Source organism: Enterococcus spodopteracolus, assembly GCF_030441955.1.
GTDB lineage: Bacteria > Bacillota > Bacilli > Lactobacillales > Enterococcaceae > Enterococcus_B > Enterococcus_B spodopteracolus.
In genome coordinates, this window is the sequence record NZ_JARJHD010000001.1 from 485538 (window position 1) to 499793 (window position 14256).

Annotated in this window: 15 protein-coding genes and 2 tRNA genes; 15 read left to right on the forward strand and 2 right to left on the reverse strand. The window is 39.5% G+C overall.

The genetic code is table 11. The features are described from left to right. Nucleotides 1-120 precede the first annotated feature (120 nt). The 10 genes from P3R27_RS02315 to P3R27_RS02360 all read left to right on the forward strand — a co-directional run bounded on the left by P3R27_RS02315 (nucleotide 121) and on the right by P3R27_RS02360 (nucleotide 4700). Complete coding sequence (locus P3R27_RS02315) at nucleotides 121-351, forward strand: DUF1146 family protein (RefSeq protein WP_301356519.1); 231 nt, start codon at nucleotides 121-123, stop codon at nucleotides 349-351. A 95-nt stretch (nucleotides 352-446) separates the two neighbouring features. Beyond that, the gene (gene murA, locus P3R27_RS02320) at nucleotides 447-1748 is read left to right on the forward strand and encodes a UDP-N-acetylglucosamine 1-carboxyvinyltransferase (protein WP_034687438.1); all 1302 of its coding nucleotides are present in this window, start codon (nucleotides 447-449) and stop codon (nucleotides 1746-1748) included. A gap of 14 nt (nucleotides 1749-1762) precedes the next feature. Continuing rightward, on the forward strand, nucleotides 1763-1939 hold the full coding sequence (locus P3R27_RS02325; protein WP_080693132.1) for a DNA-directed RNA polymerase subunit beta: 177 nt from the start codon (nucleotides 1763-1765) through the stop codon (nucleotides 1937-1939). 212 nt (nucleotides 1940-2151) lie between these two features. Beyond that, nucleotides 2152-2427 (forward strand): membrane protein insertion efficiency factor YidD, encoded by a 276-nt coding sequence (yidD, locus tag P3R27_RS02330; RefSeq protein WP_034687566.1) that lies wholly within the window; start codon nucleotides 2152-2154, stop codon nucleotides 2425-2427. A 32-nt stretch (nucleotides 2428-2459) separates the two neighbouring features. Beyond that, nucleotides 2460-2909, forward strand: a complete 450-nt coding sequence (locus P3R27_RS02335; RefSeq protein ID WP_034687436.1) for a GNAT family N-acetyltransferase — start codon at nucleotides 2460-2462, stop codon at nucleotides 2907-2909. 65 nt (nucleotides 2910-2974) lie between these two features. After that, nucleotides 2975-3859, forward strand: coding sequence for an ROK family protein (locus tag P3R27_RS02340; RefSeq protein ID WP_126134233.1), 885 nt, complete (start codon nucleotides 2975-2977; stop codon nucleotides 3857-3859). Between the two features lie 74 nt (nucleotides 3860-3933). Further along, entirely contained in the window at nucleotides 3934-4167 is a 234-nt protein-coding gene (locus tag P3R27_RS02345) for a DUF2969 domain-containing protein (RefSeq protein WP_010734899.1), read from the forward strand. Between the two features lie 87 nt (nucleotides 4168-4254). Beyond that, a tRNA-Tyr gene (locus tag P3R27_RS02350) sits at nucleotides 4255-4335 on the forward strand. A 6-nt stretch (nucleotides 4336-4341) separates the two neighbouring features. Next, nucleotides 4342-4413, forward strand: a tRNA-Gln gene (locus P3R27_RS02355). Nucleotides 4414-4529: 116 nt separating this feature from the next. Beyond that, nucleotides 4530-4700, forward strand: coding sequence for a hypothetical protein (locus P3R27_RS02360; RefSeq protein WP_010734900.1), 171 nt, complete (start codon nucleotides 4530-4532; stop codon nucleotides 4698-4700). Nucleotides 4701-4752: 52 nt separating this feature from the next. Here P3R27_RS02360 and P3R27_RS02365 read toward each other — a convergent pair whose 3' ends face one another. Continuing rightward, on the reverse strand, nucleotides 4753-5361 hold the full coding sequence (locus tag P3R27_RS02365; RefSeq protein ID WP_126134232.1) for a TetR/AcrR family transcriptional regulator: 609 nt from the start codon (nucleotides 5359-5361) through the stop codon (nucleotides 4753-4755). Between the two features lie 173 nt (nucleotides 5362-5534). Here P3R27_RS02365 and P3R27_RS02370 point away from each other — a divergent pair, with 173 nt between their 5' ends. Next, on the forward strand, nucleotides 5535-9764 hold the full coding sequence (locus tag P3R27_RS02370; RefSeq protein WP_284592221.1) for a 2-hydroxyacyl-CoA dehydratase: 4230 nt from the start codon (nucleotides 5535-5537) through the stop codon (nucleotides 9762-9764). Between the two features lie 237 nt (nucleotides 9765-10001). After that, nucleotides 10002-10709 (forward strand): GntR family transcriptional regulator, encoded by a 708-nt coding sequence (locus tag P3R27_RS02375; protein WP_034687427.1) that lies wholly within the window; start codon nucleotides 10002-10004, stop codon nucleotides 10707-10709. An 84-nt stretch (nucleotides 10710-10793) separates the two neighbouring features. On the opposite strand, the gene P3R27_RS02380 is transcribed toward P3R27_RS02375, so the two are convergent. Next, on the reverse strand, nucleotides 10794-11438 hold the full coding sequence (locus P3R27_RS02380; RefSeq protein WP_034687564.1) for a YigZ family protein: 645 nt from the start codon (nucleotides 11436-11438) through the stop codon (nucleotides 10794-10796). A gap of 131 nt (nucleotides 11439-11569) precedes the next feature. Between P3R27_RS02380 and P3R27_RS02385 the strand changes: the two genes are divergently transcribed. From P3R27_RS02385 to P3R27_RS02395, 3 genes are all read left to right on the forward strand, one after another. Beyond that, nucleotides 11570-11860, forward strand: coding sequence for a DUF7662 domain-containing protein (locus tag P3R27_RS02385; protein WP_034687426.1), 291 nt, complete (start codon nucleotides 11570-11572; stop codon nucleotides 11858-11860). Between the two features lie 254 nt (nucleotides 11861-12114). After that, complete coding sequence (locus P3R27_RS02390; RefSeq protein ID WP_126134435.1) at nucleotides 12115-13440, forward strand: DEAD/DEAH box helicase; 1326 nt, start codon at nucleotides 12115-12117, stop codon at nucleotides 13438-13440. Next, nucleotides 13421-14122 (forward strand): ComF family protein, encoded by a 702-nt coding sequence (locus tag P3R27_RS02395; protein WP_034687423.1) that lies wholly within the window; start codon nucleotides 13421-13423, stop codon nucleotides 14120-14122. Before P3R27_RS02390 ends, P3R27_RS02395 begins: the two co-directional genes overlap by 20 nt. The last annotated feature ends 134 nt before the right edge of the window (nucleotides 14123-14256 follow it).

Sequence of the window (14256 nt, forward strand, 5' to 3'; positions counted from 1 at the left end):
GTTTGTCAAGAAAATTACAGAGATTTATCATTTTTACAACCAATAATTTCTACTTTTATAAATTTTATGGTATCATCAGTGTGTTAGTTATAAAAAACATTTGTTAGAAAGGGCGTAATGATGAAAGTATATGGTATTGATGCAATCATTCGGATCGTTAGTCATTTGGCATTTATTTACTTAGCCTTTTGGTCTTTGCGTTCTTTACGCGTTGACGCTTTTTTTCGTTCAATGCATACGACACAAATTAGAATGGCAATTGTCCTTTTTTCAATTTTTTTAGGGTATACAGCGAGCAGTTTTTTCTTAGAGATCATTGCGCTATGTCGAAATCTTTTCGTCAGCCTATAATTTTAAAAAAAGGTACTATTTTAAAACAAGAAGTGATATAATAAAAAAGATTTTGAGCGAATGTATACTCAACGGATTTTTTTGGGGGGAACAACATGGAAGAGATCATCGTAAAAGGTGGCAATCAATTAAAAGGAACAGTAAAGATCGAAGGAGCAAAGAATGCGGTATTGCCGATTTTAGCCGCAAGTTTATTGGCTGAAGAAGGAACGACCGTTTTAGATAATGTGCCAATTCTTTCTGACGTGTTCACTATGAATCAAGTGATCCGTCATTTGAACGTAGATGTAGCGTTTGATGAAGAGAATAATCGTGTGACACTTGATGCATCGAGAGAATTAGAAATTGAAGCACCTTATGAATACGTAAGCCAAATGCGTGCGTCAATCGTTGTGATGGGACCATTATTGGCTAGAAATGGTCATGCCAAAGTTGCAATGCCTGGTGGATGTGCGATTGGAAAACGTCCGATTGATTTACACCTAAAAGGTTTTCAAGCCTTGGGTGCAAAAATCATTCAAAAGAATGGTTATATCGAAGCAATCGCCGATCAACTGATCGGAAATACGATCTATTTAGATTTTCCAAGTGTTGGTGCGACACAAAACATCATGATGGCTGCTGTCAAAGCAAAAGGCACGACGATCATTGAAAACGTCGCACGTGAACCTGAAATCGTTGATTTAGCGAATATCTTAAATAAAATGGGTGCGAATGTTTATGGCGCTGGTACAGAAACGATGCGTATCGAAGGCGTTGATCATTTGCATGCAGTCAACCATTCAATCGTCCAAGACCGTATCGAAGCCGGTACTTTCATGGTAGCAGCAGCGATGACTGAAGGCAATCTATTGATCGCTGATGCGATTTCTGAGCATAATCGTCCATTGATCTCTAAATTGATCGAAATGGGTGCAACGATCACTGAAGAAGACGGTGGCGTTCGTGTCATCGGACCAAAACATATTTTACCAACAGATGTAAAAACAATGCCACATCCTGGTTTCCCAACGGATATGCAAGCACAAATGACTGCTATCCAGTTGGTTGCAGAAGGTACAAGTGTTGTGACTGAAACAGTCTTTGAGAACCGTTTCCAACATCTTGAAGAAATGCGCAGAATGAATGCCCATGTAAAAATCGATGGCAACATTGCGATCATGGATGGTAATCACGAATTACAAGGTGCTGAAGTCTATGCAACAGATCTAAGAGCAGCAGCAGCGCTCGTATTAGCTGGTTTGAAAGCAAATGGAATCACACGCGTTCGTAACCTGAAATATTTAGATCGTGGCTATTATAATTTCCATATTAAATTGCAACAATTAGGTGCAGATGTGGAACGTGTAAGCGTGGAAGAAACACCAATCGAAAAAACACCACAAACAATCGCTTAAGGATGTGACGAGAGATGACGAATCCACGCTATATTTTGATAAGTTTGGTAAAAATTTTAGCTGTCATTTTACTTGTACTCCTATTATTCATCATTGGAACAATGATCGGATATGGTTTGATTGGCGGTGGAAGTCCATTCAAGGTCTTTCAACCGAGCTTATGGTTGCATATCTTCGATTTCTTTAGTTAAGTGTGTAAATTAGGTAACAGATAAGATAAAAAGAGGTTGTGGCAAAAGCGTACAGCTCCGAGAAATAAGCGCCAAAATCCGAAAATAGCTTTTCATATTTTTGGGTTTTGGCGCTTATTTCTGTAGGAGTTGCTTTTAGAACACCGTTTATCCGGGTATAGGGGATGGTAAGTGGATGTATGACCAATCCTCTTTTTTATGGAGATGAAAATATGAAAAAGATTTTAATTTATTTAGTTCGAGGATACCAGCGTTTTATTTCACCTGCGTTCCCACCAAGTTGTCGGTATTATCCAACTTGTTCCAATTACATGATCCAAGCCATCCAAGTACATGGTGCGCTCAAAGGAACTCTAATGGGAACAGCACGCATCTTTCGTTGTCACCCATTTGTGAAAGGCGGTATCGATTATGTGCCTCGTAACTTTCGTTTGACACGTAATAAAGAAGATCAAACGATGCCAGACTATAAAAAATACAAAAAATAGAGTCATTGATTTTTATAAGATGGGAGGAAGCAATGTTTCAACAATTGAACAAAAGTGACTTACCATGGGCGTTACTACTAGAAGCGGATCCTGATAAAGACAAAGTGATCGCTTATGTGACTAATGGCGATGGATTTATCTGGAAAGAGCATGATGAAGTGATTGGTGTGCTTGTTTATGAAATCAGAGAAACGGAATGTGAGATCATGAATGTTTCTGTTGCTGATGCGCATCAAGGAAGAGGAATCGGTGGCAAGCTGATTGACCATGCACTCGAACAGTTTAGCAAAGAATGCAAACAACTAACAAAAATATTAATCCGTACAGGAAGTATTACGAATCCAGCGTTATACCTCTATCAAAAGAAAGGATTTAAAGAAGTATCAAGGGAAAAGGATTACTTCATCAATAACTACCCAGAACCAATCTATGAAGAAGGAATACTTCTGAGAGATCAAGTCACTTTAGCCAAAGAATTATAGAATGAAAAGAAAGCGTTTCATAATGAAAGTAATGATGAAAAACTATCGAGGAGGAACAAATAATTATGGGGATTTTAGCATTCGATTTTGGCGGTTCAGCTGTCAAATATGGTTATTGGGAACAAGAAACACTAACACATAAAGGTCAGTTCACAACACCAGCTACATGGAAAGAAATGAAAGCGCAATTATCATCGGTATTCCAGCAATTATCACAAGAAGTAGCAATCAGTGGGGTCGCCTTTAGTGCACCAGGTGTTGTGAACAGCCAACGACAAGTGATTGAAGGTATCAGCGCGATCCCTTATATCCATGGATTTGATATTTATACTGAATTAACGGAATTGTTTGGTCTGCCAGTTGCTATGGAAAATGATGCGAATTGTGCGGGAATGGCTGAGTTTTATGAAGGTGCTGCTCGTGGCTATCAAAATGTTGCTTTTGTAGTGATTGGTACAGGCGTAGGTGGTGCGATGTTCACTAATGGTGAATTGAATAAAGGCGCTCATCTTTATGGCGGAGAATTTGGGTTGATGTTTCTTAATGGAGAGCATACATTCAGTACATTAGGAACGGCAGTCCAAATGGCGTGGCGGTACTGTGAACGCAAAGGATTAGATAAAAATACCTTTAGTGGAAAAGAAGTCTTTGAATTAGCAGAAAATGGTGATCCTCTCGCACAAGAAGAAGTTGAATCTTTTTATGATTATTTAACAAAAGGGTTATTTAGTATTCAATTTTCTTTTGATCCAGAAGTGATCGTATTGGGTGGCGGAATTTCTGCAAAAGAGGGATTACTGACAGAAATCAATCAACGGATGAAAAAATTGACGAGCCATTTTGGGTTGAATGATTTTGATCCATTAATCACCCTGTGTGAGTATCGCAATGATGCGAACCTGATAGGGGCAGCGGCAAATTATCTAGCGCAACAAGAAGTAAGAAAATAAATTATCAAATAGAAGGCGCGCAGTGAATGTTTTCTGCCGTTAAATGTGATAAACTATTGAAGAGGTGGGAAATAATGTCAAAAAAGAATAAAGATATTGAAGTGCGTACCGAAGAGATCAAAAAAACGATCAAAGGGAACACATATGAGGTAACGCAGTTATTTATTGGTAAAAAAATGATCGGTGAAATTTTAGCGTATGGACCAAAAGAATTTGAGATTTTCTTGGGAGAAGAAGACTTTGGCAAAGAAAAAAGTCTTGAAAATGCGATAGAAACAGTGATTCGTCATTGGAATTTACACGAATAAAAAAATATCAAAAAAATTTTCAATAAAGGGTTGCAATCACTTGGAAAATTAGGTATTATAACTAAGTCAGGTTGATACAAACCTTTCGGAGGAGTAGCGAAGTGGCTAAACGCGACGGACTGTAAATCCGTTCCTTAGGGTTCAGTGGTTCGAATCCACTCTCCTCCATTTCATTGGGGTATAGCCAAGCGGTAAGGCAAGGGACTTTGACTCCCTCATGCGTTGGTTCGAATCCAGCTACCCCAGTTCCTAGAGTGATCAGTTGCAGATCACTCTTTTTTTTGTGTAAAACATCTTGTTTCTTGCTGATTTTGCTATTATAGGCTAGAGTAGATATAAGAAGAAAAAAGGAGGCGGCACAAATGAAGTGGAAACAAAAAGTAGATGAAACCGCAGAAAAGATTTACGATATGATCAAATCGGAGAAGTACAATGTAGAGATCCATGTACCGAAAAAATCAGAAAAATTTGTCCAAATCAAAGCGAAACGTCCAACAAACCATACCAAAAAATGGTTGTCTAAAAATCGTTAAGAATAACAAAAGCTCTGAAGTTCACATAATCTTGTGTTCTTCAGAGCTTTTGTTATTTTTCAATCTCGATTCCTAAGACGGTCAAGTGACCATTTCCTACTAATTTGATGACTAAAGTAGCTAACTGCTGTGGTGTCATCTCGGTTTCACTAGTGACCCACCAATGTAAAGTACCGGTAAAAATGGCAGTTATGTATTCTGTGATAAAGTCAATAGGTACTTCTAGTTCGTTCTCTGTGATTTTTAAACGATCAAAGATAGTGGCGTATTTTTCTGATAAGAAAATTTTCAACTTTTTCCTGAAAAACTCGATCGAAGTGCCGTCTAAAGTCGTAATAAATATGGCTTTGTTCTCAACCACCAATTGGTAAATTTGAGTTAAGGCGCGGTTGACCCGTTTCAGCTTCAATTTATTACCTTCCATCAAGGGTTCCAAATCTAAAATCGAGGTAAATGTCTGGATAGCGATATGGAATAAATGCTCATAAAGATCTTGTTTATCTTTGAAATGAGCATAAAATGTTGCACGATTGATCATTGCTTCATCGGCGATTTCTTGGATCGTGATCCGCTCCATACTTTTTGTTTCTAATAAACGTAAGAACGCTTCAATAATCATTTTATTGGTACGTTTCACTCGAAGATCGTTTTTCTTCATCATAAAAATCTCCTCACTTTTGGTCGACAAATCGCACATAATTGTTGTTTATCTCACAAACTGACGATTATTGCTTATTGCAATCGCTCTAAATCGTTTTAGAATAGATATATGTAGTATAACAGACGGTTTGTTCAATGTTCAACAAAGCGTCTTTTTAAGAAGGTGGCGAGATGATGAAAATGTACGGAGGTATCGATGTAGGTTCAACGACAGTAAAATTAGTGATTCTTGATAAACATGGTGAAACTCTTTTTGCTAAATACGAACGACATTATGCAGATATCAGAAAAGCAACCATCAATATATTAGAAGAAGCCAAAACAACCTTACAAGATCAGGGGATTGCTTTTGCCATCACTGGTTCTGGCGGTATGGGCTTAGCGGAACATCTACAATTACCTTTTATCCAAGAAGTGATTGCATGTACAAAAACGATCGAAGAAAGGATTCCCGAAACAGATGTAGCAATTGAATTAGGGGGAGAAGATGCTAAAATCACTTTTTTTGGTTCTTCTTTAGAACAACGCATGAATGGTAGCTGTGCGGGAGGGACAGGCGCATTTATTGATCAGATGGCCGCACTATTGAAAACCGATGCAAATGGGTTGAATGAACTAGCCAAAGCATACCAACAGCTTTATCCGATTGCCTCTCGCTGTGGTGTATTTGCTAAAACGGATGTACAACCACTGATCAACGAAGGAGCGGCGAAAGCTGATATCGCTGCTAGTATTTTTCAAGCCGTCGTCAATCAAACGATCGCTGGTTTAGCAGCAGGCAGAAAGATCAAAGGAAAGGTCGCCTTTTTAGGTGGCCCACTTTACTTTATGTCCGAATTGCGCCAACGCTTTATTGAAACGCTTAGTCTATCGACAGAAGAAGTGATTTTTCCAGAAAATCCGCAACTATTCGTAGCATTAGGAGCAGCTTATCACGCAAAAGCTTCAAAGGAAAAAACACTCAGTGAATTAGTCCAGAAATTGAAAAGCCAAGAGCAAGAGTTGCTTCATCCATCTCGTTCTTTAGCGCCACTGTTTCAGAACGATCAAGAGTTAGCTGATTTTCGTAGACGACACGAAAAAGCGAAGGTGCAAGAACGTGCGCTAGCTACCCATCAGGGGGGGACTTTCCTAGGTATTGATGCTGGTTCGACAACGACGAAGGTCACCTTGATCAATCAATCAGGAGAGCTATTATTCTCATTTTATGGAAACAATGAAGGACAGCCTTTAGAAACAACCATCAACGTATTGAAAAATATGTATCAGCAAATGCCCAAAGACTGCTTTATCGGTAAAGCGGTAGTGACTGGGTATGGTGAAGCGTTGATCAAGAGTGCGTTGAAAATCGATATTGGTGAAGTCGAAACGATGGCGCATTATAAAGCAGCAAATTTTTTTCAACCAGGTGTCGATTTTATTTTAGATATTGGCGGACAAGACATGAAGGCAATGACGATCAAGGACAGCGCATTGTCTTCGATTCAATTGAACGAAGCCTGTTCTTCAGGTTGTGGTTCATTTATCGAAACATTTGCTAAGTCATTAGGTTATGGAATCCGAGATTTTGCGGTTGCTGCTATTTCAGCTAAGAACCCTGTGGACTTAGGTTCCAGATGTACGGTCTTCATGAATTCAAAGGTCAAGCAGGTCCAAAAAGAAGGCGCTTCTGTTGGGGACATCTCAGCTGGTCTGTCTTATTCTGTGATCAAAAATGCGATCTACAAAGTGATCAAAATCAGAAACCCAGAAGATTTAGGCAATAAGATCGTGTGCCAAGGTGGAACCTTTTATAACGATGCAGTCTTGCGAGCATTTGAAACAATCAGTGGAAGAGAAGTTGTTCGTCCTTCTATCTCAGGATTGATGGGTGCATACGGCGCTTCTTTGATTGCTTTGGAAGAATATCAAAAAGGGGAAATAAGTGAAGTACTCTCATTTGAAGAATTGACTCAGTTGACGACAGAAAAAGAATTGACGCACTGTGGGTTGTGTGAGAATAATTGCTTATTGACGGTCACTTTATTTTCTGATGGTCGGAAATTGATTTCTGGTAATCGTTGTGAACGTGGGGCACAGATCAAAATCAAAAAAGCCGATCAAAAAATCAATTTAGTGGCTGAAAAATCTCGACAATTATTCCGTTACCGTCCATTACGAAAAACAGAAGCTGTCAACGGGGAAATCGGGATTCCAAGAGTATTGAATATGTATGAAAACTTTCCACTTTGGCAGACTTTCTTTCGTGCTTTAGGCTTTCGAGTTGTCTTATCCCCTCGTTCGAGTAAGAAAATCTACGAACAAGGGATCGACACGATTTCAAGCGATACCGTCTGCTATCCAGCGAAACTGGTGCATGGCCATATCCAGTCACTGATCGATGCTGGTGTTCCCTGCATTTTTTATCCGGGCGTGATCTTTGAGCAAAAGGAGAACAATCAAGCGGACAATCATTTTAATTGTCCCATCGTTCAAAGTTATCCAGATGTCATCAAAAATAATGTCGATGCAATTCGGGAAGGACGGATTGATTACCGTCAGCCGTTTTTGAATCTAGCGAACGAAGCATCAGTGGCAAAGACGTTACACCAAACATTTTCTGATTATGGATTTTCAGAAGAGCAAATAAAAGAAGCCTTACACCAAGGATATGAAGCATTAGCCGATTTTAAAAAAGAAATTCAGCAAAAAGGAGAAGAAACCTTAAGGATGCTACATCAGAACAATGAACGTGGCATCGTTCTTGCAGGTCGCCCTTACCATCTAGATCCGGAAATCAATCATGGGATTGCAGAATTGATCACACAAGAAGGCTTCCATGTCTTGACAGAAGATAGCATTGCTCATCTAGGAGATGTGGGGCAATTACGCGTAGTGAATCAATGGGTCTATCAATCAAGATTATATGCTGCCGCCCGAGTCGTCGCCAAATCTAAGGAATTAGAATTAGTGCAATTAAACTCTTTCGGGTGTGGTATCGATGCGGTGACAACTGATCAAGTGGAAGAAATCATGGGGCAATATGGCAAGTTATACACTGTACTAAAAATCGATGAAGGTGCAAATTTAGGTGCCATCAGGATACGCTTGCGCTCATTAAAAGCGGCAGTCGATGCACGAACCAAACAACAATTTCACCCAACAAAACGATTTCTTATACCAGATAAAATCACTTTTACCAAAGAAATGAAGAAAACACATACCTTGTTATTACCTATGTTGAGTCCTATCCATCAATCTGGTTTAGTTGATGTTGCTCTAAAAGCCTCGGGATATCAAGTCGTTTGTTTGCCAAGAGAAAGTGGAAATGCGAATGATGTTGGGTTAAAGTACGTCAACAATGACGCGTGTTATCCAGCAATCATCTCAATTGGGCAAATAGTCGAGGCATTGGAAAGTGGCACATATGACTTAAATCATACCAGCGTGATGATGACCCAAACAGGAGGTGGATGCCGAGCGACTAATTATATCCCACTGCTTCGAAAGGCGCTTGATGAAGCTGGTTTCCCACAGATACCTGTGGTTTCTGTGTCTTTCGGCAATCAAGGGGTAGAATCTTCTCCTGGTTTTACGTTCACATTGCCATTGTTGAAACGCTTAGCTGTTGCTTTTTTATATGGCGATCTTTTTGAACGGGTCGTTTACCGTACTCGACCATATGAGATAGAAAAAGGCACGATTGATGCAATGCACCATCAATGGCTTGAACGAGTGGAACGCAATGTCAAAAATGGTTCTTTGACAAATTTCAATCGAAATATGGTGAAAATCATCCATGCTTTTGACACGGTTCCGCTAACGAACCAAACGAGACCTAAAGTAGGGATTGTTGGAGAGATCCTAGTCAAGTATTCACCTACAGCCAATAATGATATCGTCCGATTATTAGAAGAAGAAGGAGCTGAAGTCGTTGTTCCTGATATCATGGGCTTTATGAATTATTCGCTATACAACCAAATCTGGAAATATGAACATTTAGGTCATTCGAAAAAAAGCAAATGGGTCGCGCAGTTTCTTATCCGCTTGATTGAATATGTTGTAAAGCCAATGGATAAAGCATTAAGGAAATCACAACGCTTTGATGGAATAACACCAATTCATCAATTAGCAGAGGAAGCAAGCCAGATTTTATCAATTGGTAATCAGACCGGTGAAGGCTGGTTTTTAACCGGTGAGATGATTGAATTGTTGGAAAATGATGTGCCTAATATCGTTTGTATGCAACCATTTGGCTGTCTACCGAATCATGTTGTAGGCAAAGGGGTATTCAAAGAGCTTCGTCATCGTTACCCAAAAGCCAACATTACTGCAATCGATTATGACCCAGGTACGTCTGTCGTCAATCAATTGAATCGAATCCGTTTGATGATGGCAACGGCCATGAAAACACTGGATCAATGATTAGTTGGGTAAACTTGAGCCAGCCTTTTTGATTCTGTCGTTTCCGAGCAAGAATAGTAAGAGCTTGTTACTTTAATTACTTATTTGAATAAGAGTGAATGATCATAGTTCTCTATCCAAACGCTATTATGTCGTAGGGCGAGGCAGTGGAATGAACAGCATGGTGGGCTCTTTTTTGTTGAGAATTAGGTATATACCAGTTATAATAAAATAGAAATGAAAGGACGGATAGATGTTATGTCGAATCAATTACCGGTATATATACAAATTCACGATCAAATCAAAAGTGAAATCGAGCAAGGCGTTTGGAAAATCGGAGATCGTCTTCCTTCAGAAAGAGAATTAGCCATCAAATTCAATGTTAGTCGTATGACTTTAAGACAAGCGATCCAAAACTTAGCCGATGAAGGAATCCTTGAAAGAAAAATTGGATCAGGTACGTACGTAGCACGAGAAAAGGTCCAAGAAAAAATGTCTGGTGCAACCAGTTTCACCGAAATTATGGAATCACAAAATCGTGTGCCATCCAGTCGAACGGTTTCTTATTTTCTCACGTCACCAAGTTCGAGTGAAATGGAGAAATTGCAATTAACAAAAGATGATACCATCTTACGAATGGAACGGATTCGTTTTGCTGATGATATCCCTATTTGCTTTGAGATTGCGAGTATTCCGCAAAAAATCATCGATGGATACAGCAAAGCAGAAATTACGGAGTCATTGTACCGAACACTCGAAGAAAAAAGAGGAAACAAGATCGGTGCGGCGAAACAAACAATTTCAGCAGTCTTAGCTTCAGAAAAAATTGCTGAATATTTAGAGGTCAAGCGAGGAGATGCTGTTTTACGTTTAAGGCAGATTTCTTACTTTGAAGATGGTACGCCATTTGAATATGTACGCACCCAATATGTCGGCGACCGCTTTGAGTTTTATTTAGAAAGATGATCGTTCATATCGAATAAAAAGACCAGAGAATAGTCATCGGCATAGCTGCCTTCTATTCTTTGGTCTTTTTCTATATGATCAGACTCATTCTCTTGTTTGAATGAGTTGTTCATGATAAGAAACAGCTCCTTCAGTAAATGTCACTTGACCGCTCAAAAGTTCAATGATTGCTTCTTGGAAAGCAGAGACCTCTTTTTCATTGATCATGCAAACAACGATGACTTTTTCTGTATAGCGGATTTCTTTCACATTCACCTGCTGAAGTGCCAAGTAGTTTTCTATTTTTCCTAGTTGGGGATAGGCAATATGAATCGATAGTTCTTGTTGCAATGTCCCCTCAACGATGCCAATTTCTTGTAATGCGTGGGAAACCGAATGCGCATATGCACGAATCAAGCCGCCTGCACCTAACTTGATCCCGCCGAAATAACGAGTCACAACAGCTGCAACATTGATTAGTTCATTTTTTTTGATTACTTCTAGCATCGGCACGCCAGCAGTTCCACTCGGTTCACCATCATCGCTACTTCGTTGAATCTCATTTTTTTCACCAATCACAAACGCACTGCAATTATGATTGGCTTTCCAATGTTCTTTTTTTGTTTCTTGGATAAATTGTTTTGCTTCTTCTTCTGTTTCAACTCGTTTAAGTGAGCAGATAAAACGTGATTTTTTTATTTCAAGCTCACTTTGACCATTTTCTTTGATCGTGTAATAACGTTCTAACATCTGTTTCACTACTTTCATTGTTTGTTCTCGTCTCTTTTCAAGTATAGAGAATTTTTTTCTGCATGACAATTATGTTAATAGTTGCTTAACGAAGGGAATATGGGATAATAAAGAAAAGTGAGGTGCGTAACATGAAAGAACGAGTCAAAAAGTATGATGCTATCACTCATTATCTAAAGACAAATGGTGGCTCTCAAATCACGCTGACATTTACTCAAATCGATGAGTTGCTTTTTCCAAGTAGTGCTTTGCCCCGTTCTGCACGAGAAAATACCGATTGGTGGGCGAACGACTATAAACATCCTGAAAAAGGCGCCTATGGCTGGATCAATGCTGGCTATGAAGTGGTGGTCATCAATTTAGAAAAAGAATTTATCGTATTCAATCAATTAGTCAAATCCAGTTGGTTATTTGACGAATAACTATTTTTCTAGCTGTTGATCCGATCTCTCGATTCAAGTCCAAATTTAGGTCTAGCTACATATACCAGTATGATCTGAGTCCGAAAGTTTCTGTTAAAGAAATGGCTTGCTGACTCAGTTTCATACTTTTTTTTCATTGAAATCATCGCGTTCGTCCGCTTATTATTTGATTTTCTAATTGGATCAATCCGATTGATTCTGCATGGAGGATTTCCTTTTTGGCGTATCTATTTTGCGAAGGGAGAGAAGTGCATATGCAAGCGGAAGATTTTTTTGGGAGACGATTATTAACTAAAGAAGTATATGGGAATGAACATTCTTATGAAGAATTGAACTATGAAGTGGTAGATGCAGTCACAGTCAAAAAAAAGCAGCTTTATTGCAATCGTTGCAGTCAAACTACCCCTTTGCAAACAGCAAGGCTCAATGCGTCTACCTACTACTGTCCCCACTGTCTGTTTTTGGGGCGTTGCGATACCCAGCAACAGCTCTACTTATTCGAACAACCAAATGGAAAGAAGCGTCATATAAAACACTGTTGGGAAGGCCGATTAACAACACTACAACAGCGGATTTCGGATGATCTATGTGAACGATCGGGTGAGCATTTGGTTTGGGCAGTGACCGGCTCAGGCAAGACGGAGATGCTTTACGCCAGTATCCGAACGACCTTAGCTAAAGGTGGGAGAGTGGCTATCGCCTCACCAAGGATCGACGTTTGCCAGGAATTATACCTACGACTTAGCAAGGTCTTCCCAGAAGAAACGATCCGCCTGCTCCATGGGAAATCAGACGAACCTGATCGCTATGGTTCTTTAGTGATTTGTACGACGCATCAATTGTATCGTTTTTACCGAGCATTTGCTCTTTTAGTCGTAGATGAAGTGGATGCTTTTCCATTTGTGGGGGACCAAGGGTTAGCTTATGCAGTGAAAACCGTACTACAAAGAAATGGCCAACTGATATATTTAAGTGCGACACCCGATAACCAGTTATTGAAAAAAAGCCGAACAGCTATAAGTGTTCATCAGTTGGCTTTACGCTTTCATCAACGATTATTGCCAGAACCGAAATTGCTTTTTTGGAATCAGTGGTCAAATCGCTGTTTGCACCCAAAAAAGAATCAACGATTGTGTCGCTTGATCCAAGAGCTAGTTAAAGAAAACCATGTGCTATTGTTTTGCCCGAGTATCTCTTTAATGGAGCAATTGGAGAAACAATTAAAAAAACAATTGTCTTTTCGTATGACATCCGCCTCTTCAAAAGATGAAGCACGTAGTAGCAAAGTTCAAAATATGAGAGAGCAACATTACGATGTATTTTTGACCACGATGATCTTAGAGCGTGGGGTGACTTTTGAACGGATCTCAGTCATTGTTTTAGGCGCCGACCATCCGGTATTCAGCAAATCATCACTGGTCCAAATTGCTGGACGTGCCGATCGAAAGGGAGGATTCACCAATAGTCAGGTCTATTTTTTCTATGAAGAAAAGACACGTGCTATCGCAAAAGCCTGTAAAGAAATCAAACAAATGAATAAAAAAGGAAAAGAGCAACGAGATGAGATGCGTATACTGTAAGAAAATATTTAGTAGAAATATAACAATTAGTGAATTGCTTGGACTGAAAAAAATAGCGAGACGTTGCCAGGAATGTCAATTCTTATTTCAACGAATACAACAGGAGAGTAGCCATCAGTGCGAAGGCTGCCAAAAAGTATGGACGAAACAGGCTATTGATCAACATGACTATTGCCGAGATTGCTTGCATTGGCGTACGCGTTATCCTAACTATCGTTGTTGTCATCGTGCGTTCTTCCGCTATGATCAAGCGTTCCGTACTTGGCTCAAACAATATAAATTCATGGGGGATATCTTGCTGGCACATACATTCAGCTCAGAGTTACAAGAATTACGAAAACAATACAAGTCGTTTGTTTTTTGTCCGATCCCATTGTCTACAGAAAGGATCAGCGAAAGGGGATTTAATCAAGTGAGTGAACTATTGAGAGCTGCTGGGCTTCCTTTTCAAGAATTGCTGATTAGAGAAAAACACCATACACCGCAATCTAAAAAAACAAGAGAGCAACGTTTGATTACGACCCAACCATTTGTTTATCAGCCATCTACACCTAAAATCAAAGGGGAAAATATCTTACTGATCGATGATGTTTATACGACGGGCCAGACGATGTTCCATGCAGCGACCTGCCTATTGGCGCAGTCACCCAATAAAGTACAGACGTTCTCACTTGCTAGATAAGCTTTTTGTAGAAACGGCCGTAAAATGACAGCGATTTAGTTTGCAAATGCTTACGAGTTCGATATAATAGAAGTAAGAAGAGGGAAAGAGTGGTCCTTCTCCTTCTTGATTGTGGTAGATGAAAGGGGTAGTTT

What these genes read in the sequence shown, in the direction of transcription:
- P3R27_RS02315 (WP_301356519.1), top strand. Translation starts at nt 121, where the DNA reads ATGAAAGTATATGGTATTGATGCAATCATTCGGATCGTTAGTCATTTG.
- murA (WP_034687438.1), top strand. Translation starts at nt 447, where the DNA reads ATGGAAGAGATCATCGTAAAAGGTGGCAATCAATTAAAAGGAACAGTA.
- P3R27_RS02325 (WP_080693132.1), top strand. Translation starts at nt 1,763, where the DNA reads ATGACGAATCCACGCTATATTTTGATAAGTTTGGTAAAAATTTTAGCT.
- yidD (WP_034687566.1), top strand. Translation starts at nt 2,152, where the DNA reads ATGAAAAAGATTTTAATTTATTTAGTTCGAGGATACCAGCGTTTTATT.
- P3R27_RS02335 (WP_034687436.1), top strand. Translation starts at nt 2,460, where the DNA reads ATGTTTCAACAATTGAACAAAAGTGACTTACCATGGGCGTTACTACTA.
- P3R27_RS02340 (WP_126134233.1), top strand. Translation starts at nt 2,975, where the DNA reads ATGGGGATTTTAGCATTCGATTTTGGCGGTTCAGCTGTCAAATATGGT.
- P3R27_RS02345 (WP_010734899.1), top strand. Translation starts at nt 3,934, where the DNA reads ATGTCAAAAAAGAATAAAGATATTGAAGTGCGTACCGAAGAGATCAAA.
- P3R27_RS02360 (WP_010734900.1), top strand. Translation starts at nt 4,530, where the DNA reads ATGAAGTGGAAACAAAAAGTAGATGAAACCGCAGAAAAGATTTACGAT.
- P3R27_RS02365 (WP_126134232.1), bottom strand. Translation starts at nt 5,361, where the DNA reads ATGATGAAGAAAAACGATCTTCGAGTGAAACGTACCAATAAAATGATT.
- P3R27_RS02370 (WP_284592221.1), top strand. Translation starts at nt 5,535, where the DNA reads ATGAAAATGTACGGAGGTATCGATGTAGGTTCAACGACAGTAAAATTA.
- P3R27_RS02375 (WP_034687427.1), top strand. Translation starts at nt 10,002, where the DNA reads ATGTCGAATCAATTACCGGTATATATACAAATTCACGATCAAATCAAA.
- P3R27_RS02380 (WP_034687564.1), bottom strand. Translation starts at nt 11,438, where the DNA reads ATGTTAGAACGTTATTACACGATCAAAGAAAATGGTCAAAGTGAGCTT.
- P3R27_RS02385 (WP_034687426.1), top strand. Translation starts at nt 11,570, where the DNA reads ATGAAAGAACGAGTCAAAAAGTATGATGCTATCACTCATTATCTAAAG.
- P3R27_RS02390 (WP_126134435.1), top strand. Translation starts at nt 12,115, where the DNA reads ATGCAAGCGGAAGATTTTTTTGGGAGACGATTATTAACTAAAGAAGTA.
- P3R27_RS02395 (WP_034687423.1), top strand. Translation starts at nt 13,421, where the DNA reads ATGAGATGCGTATACTGTAAGAAAATATTTAGTAGAAATATAACAATT.